The organism is Sorangium sp. So ce281 (assembly GCF_051527395.1).
Taxonomy (GTDB): Bacteria; Myxococcota_A; Polyangia; order Polyangiales; family Polyangiaceae; genus Sorangium; species Sorangium cellulosum_B.
This window is the reverse complement of the sequence record NZ_CP150322.1, coordinates 5,067,388-5,081,877: the sequence shown is the minus strand read 5'-3', so window position 1 is coordinate 5,081,877 and position 14,490 is coordinate 5,067,388. Positions and strand designations below refer to the sequence as shown.

Below are 14,490 nucleotides of genomic sequence, written 5' to 3'. Positions count from 1 at the left end.
GAGCGTGCTCGCGGCGCGGGGGCGTCCGGTGGTGTCCTTGAGCGATCGCTCCCTCGACGTGGTCGCGCTCGAGCTGCCGCAGCGCTTCGGCGACCGAGCGGGCGCGCTTGCCGAGATCGACGGCCTCCTCGGCTCGCCAGCGCTCGCGGGGGCAGACCTGGTGCTGCTGTCCGAGCTCATCCTCACGGGCTATGTCTCCCCGCGGGGCGACAGCGATCTGCGCCGCTTCGCGGAGCCGATCGACGGGGAGTCGGCGGAGCGGCTCGCCGGGCTCGCGCGAAGGCACGGGATCGCGCTGGCCGGCCCCCTCGTCGAGGCGAGCGGGGGCCGCATTTACAACAGCTTGCTCGTCTTCGACGGCGACGGACGGCGCGTGGGCCAGTACCGCAAGCGTCATCCGTGGTTCCCGGAGCGCTGGGCGGCGCCCGGGGATCTCGGGACGCCGGTCCTCGAGCTGCGCGGCGTCAAGATCACCGTCGCGATCTGCTTCGATGTTCACTTCCTCTCCGAGGACGCGGGCGATGCGCTCGATGAGGCCGATCTGCTGCTCTTCCCCACGGCGTGGGTCGACTCGCCCGGGGAAGGGGACATGCGCGCCGATCTCCTGCCCGTGCTCGCCCGGCGCCATCGCATCGCGATCGTGAACGCCAACTGGGGGCCCTCCCGCCCTGCGCTCGACGGCCAGGGGGGCTCGCGCATCCTCGACGCGCAAGGGCGATCGGTCGCTGCGGCGCCGCCCGGCCCGGGGCCGAGCGCTGTACGCGCCGCCTTGCGCTTCGCGCGAGAGCGGCGCGGCACGTGAGCGTGGGCGCGGGGAGCGCCAGCGCGCCCTCGCCGGTAGGCTCGAGCGCTCGATCGCGCTCGGGTGAAGGTCGAGCTTCCCCGCGCGGGCGCGGCGAGGCCGGGCGCCGGCGTGGCTCCCGCGATCGCGCTCAGGTGAACGGGAGCCGGGTCAAATCGACGTTGCCTCCGCTCACGATGACGCCGATCCGCGCCCCCTGGACCAAGCGCCGCAGGACCGCCGCCACCGGGACGGCCGCGCTCGGCTCGATGACGAGCTTCATCCGCTCCCAGACGACGCGCATCGCCTTGGCGATGTCGTCTTCGCTCACGGTGACGATCTCGACCCCGCGCTCGCGCAGGACCGCGAAGGTGAGCTCGCCCAGCGATGCGCGAAGGCCGTCGGCGATCGTGACCGGGTCGTTCGAGGGGACGATCCTCCCTTCGCGCATCGATCGCGCCGCGTCGTCCGCGGCCTCGGGCTCGGCGCCGATCGTGCGCGCGCGCGACAGCGCGCCGGTGGCGATGGCGGTCCCGGAGAGCAGCCCGCCGCCGCCCACGGGCGCGACCACGGCGTCGAGATCGTCCACCTGGGCCGCGAGCTCCAGCGCGGCCGTGCCCTGGCCGGCGATGATGCGCGGGTCGTTGTAAGGATGGACGAAGATCGCGCCTGTCTCGGAGATCACGCGGGCGATCGTCTCCTCGCGCGAGCGGAGCGTGGGGGCGCAGCTCACGACCCGGGCGCCGTAGCCCTCCACGGCGGCGCGCTTCACGGCGGGCGCGGTCTCGGGCATGACGACATACGCGGCGACGCCGCGGATGCGGGCCGCGAGCGCGAGCGCGGCGGCGTGGTTGCCCGAGGAGTGGGTCGCGACGCCGCGCCGCGCCTCCTCGTCCGAGAGGGACAGGACCGCGTTGCACGCGCCGCGGAATTTGAACGCCCCGACCCGCTGCAGGTTCTCGCACTTGAAGAAGACGCGCGCTCCCGCGATGCCGTCGATCGTGCGGCTGGTCATGACGGGCGTCACATGGGCGTGGGGCGCGATGCGCGCGGCGGCGCCGCGGATGTCCTCGACGGTAGGCGAACGGCTCATGGGGCGCTCATCGGAGCGCGCTCCCGGCCCGGCGTCCACCGCGCGCCCACGTGACGTCCTCGCGGCGCTGCTTCAGAACAGGTCGGCCGCGATGCCGTCGGCGAAGACCCAGGCGGCTCGCGGGACGCGGACCCGCCCGCCGGCCACCTCCAGGCGGCCGGCGCGCTCCAGCCGCTCCGCGGCCCGCCGCCGCGAGGGCGGCCACGCCGGCACCCCGAGCGCCGCCGCGGCGGCCTCGAGATCGAGCCCCTCGCGCAGCCGCAGCCCGAGCATGATCCGCTCGGACAGCCGCGTCTCCGGGTCGAGCCGCTCCTCGCTCTCCACGGCGATCGCCTCGCCGCCCTCGGCCATCGCAGCCATGTACCGTTCCGGACTCACGATGTTCCGGTACCGGACCGCGGACGCTTCTCCATCATGGCCCTCCGCGCCGGCCGAGCGCAGGCCCCAGCGCGGATCCGGGCGCGACACCGTCCCGTAGGCGGCGCACCCGAGGCCGACGTAGTCGATGCCTTGCCAGTAACCCAGGTTGTGGCGCGCCTCGTGACCCGGCCTCGCGTAGTTCGACACCTCGTAATGGGCGAGCCCCTCGGCCTCGAGGGCCTCGTCGATGGCGAAGAACGTGTCCGCGACGCCATCGTCTCCGGCGAGCGGCAGGCGACCGCGCCGCGCGAGCTCTCCGAACGAGGTGCCGGGCTCGACCGTCAGGCTGTACGCCGAGACATGGGTCACCCCCGTCGAGGCCACGGCGCGCGCCTCGGCGGCGGCGTGCTCGGGGCGTTGCTCCCGCGCCGCCTCGACCGTTCCGACCGCGACACCGTAGATGAGATCGCCGCTCACGCGCGGCATCCCGGATCGGAGCGCCGCCGAGAGCGCGCCGAGCCCGCCGTCTGGGTCGTGCAGGCGCCCGAGGAACCGGAGGCGCTCGACGTCGAGGCCCTGAACTCCGATGCTGAGCCGGTTCACTCCGATCGCTCGGAACGCTCGGGCCCGCTGCTCATCGAGCGAGGTCGGGTTGCACTCCACGGTCACCTCGAGGTCCGGCGAGCGCCGGCGGGCGGCCGCGGTGATGGCCGACAGCACCCTGCCCATCTCGTCCGGCTCCCAGAGGGATGGCGTCCCGCCGCCGAAGAAGATGCTCTGGAGCTCGCGCTCGCCCAGCACATCCTCCCGCTTCCGGAGCTCGGCCAGCACGGCGTCGGCATAGCCGCGGTGGTCGATCGCCTCCCGCGCCTTCGCGAAAGACACGAAGTCGCAGTAGGGACACTTCTTGAGGCACCAGGGGAAGTGGACGTAGACGGTGATCGGCTCCATGGTTTTCATGAATCCGCGACAACATTCGACCCGCAAGCGGGCGAAGCGGAAACTCCTAGATGAACCGAGATGCGGAAGAGGACGACGTGGATGGCGTGGATGGCGTGGATGGCGACGAGGACGCGCGGCGGAGCGCGCGTGCCCTGCGCCGGGCAACGCGCCTGGGCGCCTTACTCCGCGCGCGCGCGCGCGTCGCGCATGGTGACACAATTGCGAGGTCTAGATCGCGGTGTTAGCGTGCGAAAGGGAGGGGGCGCATTGCGCCCACCGAACTCTTCATGCTGACGTTGACGGAGCTTGTCGATCGCGTCCGGACCTATCAGCCGGCTGCAGACGTCGATCTCATCGCCCGGGCCTACGCCTACAGCTCTGATGCTCACAAGGGGCAGACCCGCAAGAGCGGTGACCCTTACTTTTCCCACCCGGCGAGCGTCGCCGCGATCATCACCGAGCTCAAGCTGGACACGGCGAGCGTCTGCGCCGGGCTCTTGCACGATGTCGTCGAGGACACGCTCGCGACGACCACCGACATCGAGAACAGCTTCGGCCAGGAGGTGGCGTTCCTCGTCGACGGCGTGACGAAGCTCTCGAAGATCAACTTCGCTTCCAAGGAAGATCGGCAAGCCGAGAACTTCCGCAAGATGCTGGTGGCGATGGCGCGGGACATCCGCGTGCTCCTCGTGAAGCTGTGCGACCGCCTCGACAACATGCGGACGCTCGAGTTCATGAAGCCCGAGGCGCAGGACCGGATCGCCCGGGAGACGATGGAGATCTACGCGCCGCTCGCGAACCGCCTCGGCATCGCGCGCTTCAAGAGCGAGCTCGAGGACCTGTCGTTCAGGTACATCGAGCCGGAAGCCTGGTCGGACCTCTCGCAGAAGGTCAAGACGACCGCGAAGGAGCGGGACAAGTACATCCACGAGGTCTCGAAGGTGCTCGCGGGCAAGCTCGCGGAGCAGGGCTTCGCGGTCGACGTCACCGGCCGAGCGAAGCACCTCTACTCGATCTGGCGCAAGATGCAGGCGCAGCAGTGCGATTTCGACCAGGTCTATGACGTCATCGCGTTCCGCGTCCTCGTCGAGTCGGTGGCCGACTGCTACGCGACGCTCGGCGTGATCCACTCGCAGTGGACCCCGGTCCCCGGCCGCTTCAAGGACTACGTCGCGCTGCCCAAGCCGAACATGTACCAGTCGCTGCACACGACGGTCATCGGACCCGGGCGCGAGCGGATCGAGATCCAGATCCGCACCCATGAGATGCACCGCGTCGCGGAGCAGGGCATCGCGGCGCACTGGAAGTACAAGGAGAACAACTCCGGCGGCATCGACCCGAAGGACGCCGCGCGGTTCGGCTGGCTCCGCCAGCTGATGGAGTTCCAGAAGGAGCTCAAGGATCCGGCCGAGTTCCTGGAGAGCGTCAAGGTCGACCTGTTCCAGGACGAGGTGTACGTCTTCACGCCGAAGGGCGACGTGCGCGTCTTCCCCCGCGGCTCGACGCCCATCGACTTCGCGTACGCGATCCACACGCAGGTCGGCGAGCACTGCTCCGGGGCGCGGGTCAACGGCGCCATCGTCCCGCTCCGATCGAAGCTCCGGAACGGCGACGTGGTGGAGGTGATGACCAACCCGAGCCAGCACCCTTCGAAGGACTGGCTCGATTACGTCTCGACCAGCCGCGCACGCTCGAAGATCCGCAACTTCCTGCGCACGGAGCAGAGGGAGAAGTCGCTCAAGCTCGGTCGTGAGCTCCTCGAGAAGGAGATGCACCAGCGCAGCATGAGCCTGAGTCGCCTCACGAAGCACGAGGGCGAGCTGCGAAAGGTCATGGAGCGCTTCGGGGTCACCTCGGCGGACGAGCTCTTCATCGCGGTCGGCTATGGCAAGGTGAGCGTCCGGGCGGTGTGCGAGTTCCTCGCGCCCACGCCCAAGGAGAACGAGAAGGGCACGCCGACCCCGCCGCCCGAGTCGATCAAGGAGGGGCGCATCGAGTCGCTCGTCCGCAAGGTCACCGGGCGCGACAGCCATGGCATCCGGCTGAACGGCATCGACGACGTCCTCGTCCGCTACACGAAGTGCTGTAACCCGCTCCCAGGCGACGAGATCGTCGGCTTCATCACGCGCGGCCGCGGCATCACCGTCCACCGCCGCAACTGCGCCAAGGCGTTCGACACGGACCCGGAGCGCCGCGTGGAGATCTCCTGGGACTCGCGCGCGAAGATCAACCGCCCCGTGCAGATCAAGGTGATGACGGCGAACCGGCCGGGCATCCTCGCGACGGTCGGCCACACGTTCCACGAGCAGGGCATCAACATCAGCGAGGCGACCTGTCGCGCGGGCGACGACGGTCGGGCGATGAACACGTTCACGTTCCTGTGCGCCGACCTCGCGCAGCTGAAGAGCGTGATCCGGCGGCTGCAGCGGATCCCCGGCGTGATGGCCGTCGAGCGGACCTGAGCGGCGGGCCTCAGCGGCCACGGCGAGCGCGCGCCGCGGTGCTCGTCCTGGGCGGCGCGCCCGCGGCGCTCGGTCCAGCCTCCGCCAGGGCGCGGGTGAGCGGACGGCCGAGGTCGCCCCCCGGCTCGTGCCGCGCGGCGATCTCCTGCACCTTGCGGACGAGCCGGGTCACGTCGTGGTGGCGGACCGGGGATCCAGCGGAGGCGCGATCACAGAAGAACGTGCGGCACCCGAGGGGCCTCGCGGCGTAGATCGCGCAGCGGCCGGCGTCGGTGAGCATCGGGCATCGCCGCTCCGACGCCTGCGGCAGCGCGCGTCGCCGGCTCGGGCCGCCGGCGGACGCTCCCGGCTCGGGCGCTCCCGCCCCGCTCGCTCGCACGATCCCCTCGAGCGCTCGGCGGCCCCCGCGAGCCGCGATCGCGCGCCGGACGGCGGCGAGCTCGACGGACGTCACGTACGGTTCGCGGCCCGTGATCCCGAACCGACAGCACTCGGTCGAGGCCTCGCACGTCCAGCCGCTGAAGACCTCCTCCGCCTCGCGGTACACGGCCGAGAGCTCGGTGAGCAGATCGGCTTCACGGACGGGTGGATCGAGGGGCGTGGTTCGACGCATTCGTTCGGAGGCGCTCTCGTGGTGATCCGACGTGACGTACTGCCAGCCCGAAGCGACCGCGATGGAAGGGGAGGGGATGGGGAGGGGGCAGAGCAGGGCGGAGCTTCAGGCCGCGACCCTAGTGCCACGCAGCGCTGCTGCGAAGCAGCAATCCACCATCCTGACGGGCGCTCTGACGCAGGGCACCAGCGCCGTCCGTTCTGGAGCGAGCTGCCGCTGCGACCGCGGGGGCGTCGGCGCTGTTCCCGGACGCGCGAGGCCGCGCGCTGGGCGGCGAGCGCGCACGCGCTATCCTCGCGCTGGATGCCGGTGCTGCACCCGAAGCTTCGAGCCCTCGAGATCGTCGTCATCCAGGATGAGCGCCATGGCCGCGCGTTGATGCTGCGCGACACCGAGGGCATCGCGCCGTCTCCGGTCGTCGTTCCCGCCGCGAGCGCCGCCGTGCTCGCGCGCTTCGACGGGAGGCGATCGATCGACGAGATCGCGCGTGACGCCGCCCGGTCGGCGGGCCAGCCCGTGGACGCCGCCCACGTGTCGCAGCTGGCCGACGAGCTGGAACGCGCCTGGATGCTCGACAGCCCGCGATTCCACGCGCGCCGGCGGAGCGTCGTGCAATCGTTCGACGCGGCGCCGATCCGGGCGGCCGCGCACGCGGGCGGCGCGTACCACGGCGATCGACGGAAGCTCGCCGACTTCATCGAGCGAAAGTGCCTCCAGATCGCGCGGCCGCAGGGCGGAGCGACGCGCGCTGCGGCGCCGCAAAGCGCGCCAGCGCGCATGGTCGGGCTCTGCGCGCCGCACATGGATCTCTGGCGCGCCGCGGCGGGCTACGGGCATGCCTATGCCGCGCTGGAGCAGGCGCTGGCAGGTCCAGGGCTCGAGCAGGTCGACACGTTCGTTCTGCTCGGGACATCGCACGCCGCGATGCGCCGTCCGTACGCCGTCTGCGAGAAGACGTTCGCGACGCCGCTCGGTCCTCTCGACCCGGATCGAGAGATGATCGCGGAGCTCGCGGCGGCGAGCCGCTTCGACGTGCGCGAGGACCAGTACCTGCACAAGAACGAGCACTCGATCGAGTTTCAGGCCGTGTTTGTGCGGCACCTCCTCGGCGGCCGCGCGGCGTCGATCGTACCCATCCTCTGCGGCCTCTCGGAGTGTCAGGCGCGGCGTCGCGACCCCGCGCAAGACGATGGCGCCGAGTCGTTCCTGCGGGCGCTCCGCGACGCCCTGGCGAAGCGCCCCGGTCGCGTCCTCGTCATCGCAGGAGCGGACCTCGCCCACGTCGGCCCGCGCTTCGGTGATCCCGCGCCCCTGGACGAGCGGCAGCGGACGGCGCTGCGCGACCGCGATCTCGCCTCGATCGAGCGCGCGACGTCGATCGACGCGCCGGGCTTCTTCGTCGACGTCGCTCGGGACCTCGCCAGCCGTCGCGTCTGCGGCCTCGGCCCCATCTACACGTTGCTCCGCGCGCTCCCGCCGTCGTCGCGCGGCGAGATGCTGCACTACGAGCAGTGCGTCGACCCCGAGGAGGGATCGATCGTCAGCCATACGTCTCTCGGATTCTACGGTTGAAGATCCGCGCCGGAACGTCCGCCGAGCGCGCGCCGGCGCTGCGTCATCGAGCGCGCCGAGAGCCCCCTGCGCTGGCGCGTCGCGAGGCTCCCGGGCATGAAACGGGCGTCACTCAGCCGCGCGGGACCCTGCGGCGCGCGATGTCGAGGCCGAGCCGGTCGGCCTCACGGTAGATCGCCTGCCGTGACATGCCCAGGGCACGCGCAGCCGACGCGACGGAGCCGTTGGCCCGGGCGAGGGCGTCCTCGAGGCGGGCGCGCGCGAGCGAAGGATCCGTCGCGGGCGGGAGGTTCGGCTTCACCCGCGGGCCGCGCGCGAGCGATCCCGCGATCGGCGTGACGGAGAGCGGACCGTCCGGCGCAGCCTGGGCTGCGGTCACGATGGCCGACTCGAGCTGCGGCACGCCGCCCGGCCAGCCGGCGCGGACGAGCGCCTCCAGGAGCTGCGGGGTGAAGCGGTCGAGGCCGATCGCGTTGCGCTCCGCGATGTCGCGCACGATGAGCGGCACGTCCTCGCGCCGCATCTCGAGCGTCGGGATCGTGATCCGCTTGCCGGAGAAGAGCGAAGCGAACCACGGCGCGACGCGCCCGTCGCCGGCGGCACGGTCGAGCGGCTGTCCGGTCGTCGCGATGATGCTGACGCCGTTCGAGCGACCGACCGAGTGCGCGATCTCCAGCTGCTGCGGGCGCGGCAGGCGATCGGCGTCGAGGACGAGCCATGTCATCGGTCGCGCGCCCGGCGGAATGGCCGGCTTCGTCTCGGCGCTGCCGTCGACGACCAGCGTCTCACCCAGGCCCTCGCGCACCGCTGCGGCGAGGCGGGCCAGCGTCCGCTTCCCGACCCCGGGCGCGCCCTCGATGCAGACGCTGGAGCCCGACTGCACGAGCTTCATCACCGGGTCGATCCAGTCCTTGCGCTGCTTCGAGCCGAACACCAGCGGCCCGAGCCGAGACGGCGCGCCGTCGTACAGCGCGAGGTGCCGCTCGACGAAGACCCCGAGCTGATGCCCGAGGCGAACCACGTCGCCGTGCATCACGCCGATGCGCCGGGCGCGGACGCCGTTCACCCACGTGCCGTCGTGGGTGTCCATGTCCTCGATGTAGCAACCGTCCGAACGCACGCTGATCTTCGCGTGCTCCGGCGCGATCCCGTGGCCCTCGATGCGCCCGTCGCGCGCGGCGCTGCCGATCACGGCGCCGTCCATGAGGCTCACGATCCGCGGCGGAGCGTCGAGCCCGATCAGGACGAGCCCCCACCCGCCGTCGTCATCCTGTCGCTTGGCGTGGACTCCGGACCGGTACTCTTTCTGGAGGACCGGCGCCGTTGTCTCCGCAACGTCCACTCGCAAAGCAGTCTGTTCGTTCATGCTCCCCCCAAGTCCAAAGGACCTGCCTGGTCGACCCAGGCCAACCAAGAGCGCGCCGAGTGGCGGGCACCCTTATGATGTAAGAGCCCCCCACACGGTGCCGCTGTCGCGAACGCGAAGGCTTTTGTGAGCGGCACCGTTCACGGTGCTGCTTGGCGAGCCCCCTCGCTCGCAATGGCCACACAATACTCGACCAGAGCGGCCGTGCAACCTGCCGGCGACGGAAGTTTTGAGGTTTTGTTGTTGAGAGCTTGACTCCCACCACGCCGATTGGTACTCATCCGCCACGCATCGACGGAGCGAACCTCCGGTGATGACCCGGCGCGAATCAGGATTTTTCTGACAAACGCCATTAGAAGTGGTTTCCTGAATTAAGTGATTGACATCTGCGGGAGTAACTCAGTGGTAGAGTGCAACCTTGCCAAGGTTGACGTCGCGGGTTCAAATCCCGTCTCCCGCTCCACGACATAGGCTCTGCGGCAGCGAGCAGACCCTGCGAGGCCGGTGTGACCCACCGGCCTCTGTGTTTTGTTCAACGTTTCGCTCAACGTTTTGCTCAACCGCTCGGCGCGCCGGCGTCGTGGGAACGCACAGGGCGATGCGCCGAACGGTGCGCCAGGCGGCGGGCCTGTGATACGAGGATTCGCCTCATGTCCGCTCCGCTCCACGAGCGCCTGCGCCTGCTTGCCCATAGCCTCGAGCGGCAGTTCCTAGGCAAGGACGAGATCATCCGCCTGCTCATGATCGCGGTCGTCGCGGGCGAGCACTGCGTGCTCCTCGGCCCGCCGGGGACCGCGAAGAGCGCGCTCATCCGCACGCTCGCCGAGCTGATGCAGGCGCGGTACTTCGAGTACCTGCTCACGCGCTTCACCGAGCCGAACGAGATCTTCGGCCCGGTCGACATCGGTGCTTTTCGCGAGGGCGTCTACCGCCGGAACACCTCGGGGATGCTCCCCGAGGCGGAGATCGTCTTCCTCGACGAGGTCTTCAAGTCGAACAGCGCCATCCTGAACGCGCTGCTCACGCTGCTGAACGAGCGCAAGTTCGCGAGCGGCGGCCAGGTGCTCCGCTGCCCGCTCATCAGCGTCTTCGCTGCCTCGAACGAGGTGCCCGGCGACGAGACGCTGACCGCGATCTTCGACCGCTTCCTCCTGCGGGTGCAGTCCGACAACCTCGACGCCTACCACTTCAGCGAGCTGCTCCAGCGCGGCATCCAGCAGGAGATCCGGCACATGGCCGGCGAGCCGCTTCGCCCGCTCGTCGCGGCGCGCGAGCTGGCCGAGCTCGGCCGAGGGTTCGGCGCGCGGATGAACTTCGGCGATGCGTTCCTATCGGCCTACAAGGGGCTGGTGTTCCAGATCCGCGCCGAAGGGATATCGCTCTCGGATCGTCGTGTCGTGAAGATGCTCAAGCTCTTCGCGGCGAGCGCTTACCTCGATGGCCGCCAGACGACCGACGCGAGCGACTTCTTCGTGCTCAAGCACATCTGGAACAACCAGGATCAGGCGGCGATCCTCGAGGGCATCGTGCAGCCGGTGCTCGAGGCCTTCTTTCGCGAGCACCCGGATCGCCGCCGCGTCGGCGCGCTCGGCGTCGGCGTGGAGGCGCTCGCCGCGGAGATCGATCGGATCCGGCAGATCCTCACGGGCGGCGCCTCGCTCGGCGACGTCCAGCTGTTCAGTCAGCTGAAGGCGCTCGGCGAGATCAAACAGGCGCTCGCCGGCATCAACGACGCTCGCGCCCGCGAGCTCGAGGCGCGCGTGTCTCAGCTGCTCGAGGCTTCGTTTCGGAGCGGACGCTTCGCGCAGATCTAGCGGCGCCCGGTCCGGGCGTCGCCGGCGCGGCGGCGTCCGTCCTGGAGCGAGCCGTCCGCCCTGCCGGGCTCCGGGCGGGCGTGCTCGGAGCGGCGTCGGTCCTGGAGCGAGCCATCCGCCCGGCCGGGCCCTGACCAGGTGCGCTCGGGGCGACGGCGTTGGCCCTGGAGCGGCCCCTCGGCTGCGCCGGTCCCCGGCTGCGCGCGGCAGCACCAGTGGCTTCCTGTGTAGGCCGAGGTGACGCCTTCGCGCCTGACCGGGCCGAGCTGGCCGTGCGGCGGTGGTCGACCGGACCCGACGACGCGCCCATCCTCGCGCCGCGGATCCGCTTGGGCACGCCGAACGCCTCGCGGATGTGGAGGAGCTCGTCCACCGTCAAGGCGCGCCACTCTCCCGGCCGGAGGCCTTCCGAGCTCACGCCGGCGAACGTCGTCCGGGCCAGGCGCATCACGGGCCAGCCGGTCGCCTCGCCCATGCGCCGGATCTGCTGGTTGCGGCCCTCGCGGAGGGTCACCTCGAGCCACGTCTTGTCGCCCTCGTGGCGGAGCCGCCGCGCCTCGGCCGGCAGCGTGACGCCATCCTCGAGGCGGATCCCTTCGCGCCACGGCGTGAGATCGTCGTCGCTCATGACGCCCTGGACCTTCAGGACGTAGGTCTTCGGCACGCCGCCGCGCGGATGGAGCAGCGCGTTGGCGAAGTCGCCGTCGTTCGTCATGAGGAGGATGCCGCTCGTCGCGAAGTCGAGCCGACCCACGGGGTAGAGCCGCGCGCCCGTGCCGCGCACGTGGTCGGCGACCGTCGGGCGCCCCTCGGGATCGCGCAGCGTCGAGACGACGTTCCGCGGCTTGTGCAGCGCGACATAGACCGGCGCCTCGGAGACGAGGCGCTTGCCGTCGACCTCGATGCGGTCCTTTTGCCGGTCGGCCTTCAAGCCGAGCTCGGTCACGACGCGTCCGTTCACGCGCACCCGCCCGGCGAGGATGAGCTCCTCCGATGCGCGGCGCGAGGCGACGCCGGCGCGCGCGATGATCTTCTGCAGACGTTCTTCCATGGTGTGCTCGGGCCCTACGCCGACGCGATGGTGTCGGCCGACGGCACTGATAAGCACGCCCCTCGCGCCGCGTCGACCGACCTGGGCGGTACGCTGCTGGGATCCGAGGCCGACGCCGGCGCGCCTGCCCTGGCGAACGCCTGTGGCGGCACGAGCACCTGGGCGCGCTCGCGCCGTCAGGGCAGGGGGCGAATTTGACCCCACCTCGGCTCGAAGGAGGCGCGCTCTATTTTTTCTTGTCGCTGGAGGGCGCCGCGCTCCCGCTGTCGCCCACGGCCTCGTTTGCCTCGTCCGCGGCCGCTTGATCGTCCGCAGCCTTCTTCGCGGCTGCAGCGGTGGCCTCCTCTTCCTTCTTGCGCTCGTCGTCCTCGATGCGGCGCTTCAGCTCGTTGTCGTGATCCCACCGATCGACCCGCTCGTCGGCGTCGATGTCCACGCCCATCCGCTCGAGCCGCCCCATGCGGTAGATCTCCCAGACATCCGGCTTGCCGTCGCGGTTCGTGTCGCGCTTGATGCGCGCGAGCTTGCCGCCGCTGTAGTACTTCCACTCGTCGGGGTTGCCGTCGTGATCGGAGTCGACCTTCACCTCGGCCAGCCTTCCGCCGGCGAACGTGAGCCATGTGTCGATCCGGCCGTCGTAGTTCGAGTCGGACTCCTCGTGAAGGCTCTCGCCCTTGTCGTTGTACTTGCGGACGACGTCCTTCACCCCGTCGAAGTTGGTGTCGATCTCGCGGCAGACGAGCGCCCTCTGGCGGTCCTCGCCGGTGCCCACGATCTGCCAGACGCGCCTCACGTTGGGCTGGATCGCGCCTGGCCCGGCGGTCTCGCTCGTCTCGCGATCTTCTTTGCCCTTCCAGTCGCACATCGAGCGATCGTCGATGCTGCCGTCGGCGTTGCGAGCCGCCTCGACCCTCGGCGCCTTCGCGCCTTCGAACCCTGGATCCGAGCCGCACGCCGCGGCGAGCAGGCTGAGCGTGGCCAGCGCGATGAGCGCTTGTCTCCTCATGTCATGGTCCCTTCTTGGCGGCCGGCTGGCCGGGCGCGGAGCCCGCGGGCGCGGCGCTCGCCGCCGTGGCCGCGCCCGCGACGGGGGCCGATGGGGGCGCGGCGGTCGTCGATGCAGCCGCGCCCGCGGCGGGGGCAGCTGTGGGCGCGGCGCCTGGCGCCCCTGCGCCCGCCCCTTGCTCCGTGGGCGCGGCGCCGCCCGGCGGGGGCAGGGGCGCTCTCGGCGCGCCGTACGACTCGGCGCAGAGATCCACCACGCTTCCGGGATCGGCCTTGCCGTCGGCGTTCTGATCGCTCGCCACGACCGCGCACTTCGCGTCGTTCGGGTTGTTGAAATGCCACCACTGGTCGACGATCCCATCGCCGTCGGAGTCGCGCTCGCGGCGCGCGAGGCGCGGACCCTCGTAGTAGTCCCAGGTGTCGAGCTTGTCGTCGAAGTTGGTCTCGCGCTCCTTCAGCACGACGGCGCCGCGCTCGTAGTGAGCGATCTCGTCGGCCCGCCCGTCGCGGTCGAAGTCCGATTCGCGCCGCCGCTCCACCCCGTTGCCGTCGTAGTAGATGAAGGCGTCGATCGCGCCGTCCAGGTTCAGGTCGACGACCCGGCAGACCTCCCGGCCGTCTTGCTTCACGTGGATGATGTCGGGTATCCGGTCGCCGTTCACATCGACCTTCTCCGCAGAGGCGGAGTCCTTGTCGCAGGGCTCGTGGACGATCGCCGTGTCCCGTTCGTTGGTGGAGCCCTTCGCGCTCGAGGGCTCCGGCGTCGAGGACGCGCAGGAGGCGACCGAAATGGTGATCAGGGCCACAAGCGAGCACCTGGACGACCGCCAGGTGAGCGGGAATCGCGTCATCAAGAGATTCCTCCGGCCGGCCCGGAACCCTCGGGACAGAAGCTCGACGCGCCGGGCGAGCCGTCCCGACGCGGACCAGCTTCAAGCCGCAGTCTAGACCGCGGCCCGCGCCCACATCAAGAAGCCCACTGGACGCGACGGACGTGACGGACGTGACGGACGTGACCCACGTGACGGACGCAACCGACGTGACCGACGTGACCGACGTGACCGACGCGGCCCGCGGCCCAGACCGGCCGATCCCCGAACCCCGGCGAGCGCGGTGGCGCCATTCCGATTGACATCATACGTACCGGCATCTAGGGTAACGTCTTGTCAGTCGTACCCTTCGAGACTGGCGGGTTACCCTCCCGGGCGTGACATGTCGCGGAAGAAAGTCTCGACGACCATCTACATCACGCCCGAGCAGGCCGAGCGGCTGAAGATGCTGCACGAACGCACCAAGGTCCCGATCGCCGTCTACATCCGCGAAGGGATAGATATGGTCCTCAAGCACTACGAGCACGTGCTGCCAGGGCAGATGTCCCTGGAGAGCCCGCCGGTCGCCGCGCCGCCGATCCCGAAGAAATGACCGGCGCCA

13 protein-coding genes and 1 tRNA gene are annotated in these 14,490 nt (G+C 70.5%); 7 read left to right on the top strand and 7 right to left on the bottom strand.

Translation table 11 applies throughout. The features are described 5' to 3' along the window. Nucleotides 1–31: 31 nt before the first annotated feature. Nucleotides 32–802 (top strand): carbon-nitrogen hydrolase family protein, encoded by a 771-nt coding sequence (locus tag WMF27_RS19275; RefSeq protein ID WP_437767428.1) that lies wholly within the window; start codon nucleotides 32–34, stop codon nucleotides 800–802. A 130-nt stretch (nucleotides 803–932) separates the two neighbouring features. Here WMF27_RS19275 and WMF27_RS19270 read toward each other — a convergent pair whose 3' ends face one another. Both WMF27_RS19270 and hemW read right to left on the bottom strand, forming a co-directional pair. After that, entirely contained in the window at nucleotides 933–1,874 is a 942-nt protein-coding gene (locus WMF27_RS19270) for a pyridoxal-phosphate dependent enzyme (RefSeq protein ID WP_437767429.1), read from the bottom strand. A gap of 72 nt (nucleotides 1,875–1,946) precedes the next feature. After that, on the bottom strand, nucleotides 1,947–3,194 hold the full coding sequence (hemW, locus tag WMF27_RS19265) for a radical SAM family heme chaperone HemW (protein ID WP_437767430.1): 1,248 nt from the start codon (nucleotides 3,192–3,194) through the stop codon (nucleotides 1,947–1,949). A 269-nt stretch (nucleotides 3,195–3,463) separates the two neighbouring features. On the opposite strand from hemW, the gene WMF27_RS19260 reads away from it, so the two are divergent. Continuing rightward, a complete protein-coding gene (locus tag WMF27_RS19260; RefSeq protein WP_437767431.1) occupies nucleotides 3,464–5,638 on the top strand; it encodes a RelA/SpoT family protein in 2,175 nt (724 codons plus the stop codon). Nucleotides 5,639–5,648: 10 nt separating this feature from the next. Here the strand turns inward: WMF27_RS19260 and WMF27_RS19255 are convergent, their stop codons facing one another. Beyond that, nucleotides 5,649–6,251: a YkgJ family cysteine cluster protein gene (locus tag WMF27_RS19255; protein WP_437767432.1), complete on the bottom strand. Its 603-nt coding sequence runs from the start codon at nucleotides 6,249–6,251 to the stop codon at nucleotides 5,649–5,651. A gap of 303 nt (nucleotides 6,252–6,554) precedes the next feature. Between WMF27_RS19255 and amrB the strand changes: the two genes are divergently transcribed. Further along, on the top strand, nucleotides 6,555–7,823 hold the full coding sequence (gene amrB, locus WMF27_RS19250) for an AmmeMemoRadiSam system protein B (RefSeq protein WP_437767433.1): 1,269 nt from the start codon (nucleotides 6,555–6,557) through the stop codon (nucleotides 7,821–7,823). Between the two features lie 112 nt (nucleotides 7,824–7,935). On the opposite strand, the gene WMF27_RS19245 is transcribed toward amrB, so the two are convergent. After that, nucleotides 7,936–9,165 (bottom strand): FHA domain-containing protein, encoded by a 1,230-nt coding sequence (locus WMF27_RS19245; RefSeq protein ID WP_437301585.1) that lies wholly within the window; start codon nucleotides 9,163–9,165, stop codon nucleotides 7,936–7,938. Nucleotides 9,166–9,577: 412 nt separating this feature from the next. On the opposite strand from WMF27_RS19245, the gene WMF27_RS19240 reads away from it, so the two are divergent. Both WMF27_RS19240 and WMF27_RS19235 read left to right on the top strand, forming a co-directional pair. Then, a tRNA-Gly gene (locus tag WMF27_RS19240) sits at nucleotides 9,578–9,652 on the top strand. Nucleotides 9,653–9,839: 187 nt separating this feature from the next. Continuing rightward, entirely contained in the window at nucleotides 9,840–11,003 is a 1,164-nt protein-coding gene (locus tag WMF27_RS19235; RefSeq protein ID WP_012236471.1) for an AAA family ATPase, read from the top strand. On the opposite strand, the gene WMF27_RS19230 is transcribed toward WMF27_RS19235, so the two are convergent. From WMF27_RS19230 to WMF27_RS19220, 3 genes are all read right to left on the bottom strand, one after another. Then, nucleotides 10,915–12,054, bottom strand: a complete 1,140-nt coding sequence (locus tag WMF27_RS19230; protein ID WP_437767434.1) for a pseudouridine synthase — start codon at nucleotides 12,052–12,054, stop codon at nucleotides 10,915–10,917. The two genes, WMF27_RS19235 and WMF27_RS19230, sit on opposite strands and share 89 nt — an antisense overlap. Nucleotides 12,055–12,280: 226 nt before the next feature. Then, the gene (locus WMF27_RS19225) at nucleotides 12,281–13,060 is read right to left on the bottom strand and encodes a hypothetical protein (RefSeq protein ID WP_437767435.1); all 780 of its coding nucleotides are present in this window, start codon (nucleotides 13,058–13,060) and stop codon (nucleotides 12,281–12,283) included. A gap of 1 nt (nucleotide 13,061) precedes the next feature. Beyond that, nucleotides 13,062–13,910: a hypothetical protein gene (locus WMF27_RS19220; RefSeq protein WP_437767436.1), complete on the bottom strand. Its 849-nt coding sequence runs from the start codon at nucleotides 13,908–13,910 to the stop codon at nucleotides 13,062–13,064. A gap of 143 nt (nucleotides 13,911–14,053) precedes the next feature. On the opposite strand from WMF27_RS19220, the gene WMF27_RS19215 reads away from it, so the two are divergent. Both WMF27_RS19215 and WMF27_RS19210 read left to right on the top strand, forming a co-directional pair. Further along, nucleotides 14,054–14,191 carry a hypothetical protein gene (locus WMF27_RS19215; protein ID WP_437944368.1) on the top strand — a complete coding sequence of 46 codons (138 nt, stop codon included), beginning with the start codon at nucleotides 14,054–14,056 and terminating at the stop codon, nucleotides 14,189–14,191. Nucleotides 14,192–14,271: 80 nt separating this feature from the next. Beyond that, entirely contained in the window at nucleotides 14,272–14,481 is a 210-nt protein-coding gene (locus WMF27_RS19210) for a ribbon-helix-helix domain-containing protein (protein WP_437767437.1), read from the top strand. Nucleotides 14,482–14,490: the final 9 nt, after the last annotated feature.

Bases quoted from the DNA above. Each gene is read 5' to 3' on its own strand.
- WMF27_RS19230 (WP_437767434.1), bottom strand. From the start codon at position 12,054: ATGGAAGAACGTCTGCAGAAGATCATCGCGCGCGCCGGCGTCGCCTCG.
- WMF27_RS19260 (WP_437767431.1), top strand. From the start codon at position 3,464: ATGCTGACGTTGACGGAGCTTGTCGATCGCGTCCGGACCTATCAGCCG.
- hemW (WP_437767430.1), bottom strand. From the start codon at position 3,194: ATGAAAACCATGGAGCCGATCACCGTCTACGTCCACTTCCCCTGGTGC.
- WMF27_RS19255 (WP_437767432.1), bottom strand. From the start codon at position 6,251: ATGCGTCGAACCACGCCCCTCGATCCACCCGTCCGTGAAGCCGATCTG.
- WMF27_RS19235 (WP_012236471.1), top strand. From the start codon at position 9,840: ATGTCCGCTCCGCTCCACGAGCGCCTGCGCCTGCTTGCCCATAGCCTC.
- amrB (WP_437767433.1), top strand. From the start codon at position 6,555: ATGCCGGTGCTGCACCCGAAGCTTCGAGCCCTCGAGATCGTCGTCATC.
- WMF27_RS19225 (WP_437767435.1), bottom strand. From the start codon at position 13,060: ATGAGGAGACAAGCGCTCATCGCGCTGGCCACGCTCAGCCTGCTCGCC.
- WMF27_RS19220 (WP_437767436.1), bottom strand. From the start codon at position 13,910: ATGACGCGATTCCCGCTCACCTGGCGGTCGTCCAGGTGCTCGCTTGTG.
- WMF27_RS19210 (WP_437767437.1), top strand. From the start codon at position 14,272: ATGTCGCGGAAGAAAGTCTCGACGACCATCTACATCACGCCCGAGCAG.
- WMF27_RS19270 (WP_437767429.1), bottom strand. From the start codon at position 1,874: ATGAGCCGTTCGCCTACCGTCGAGGACATCCGCGGCGCCGCCGCGCGC.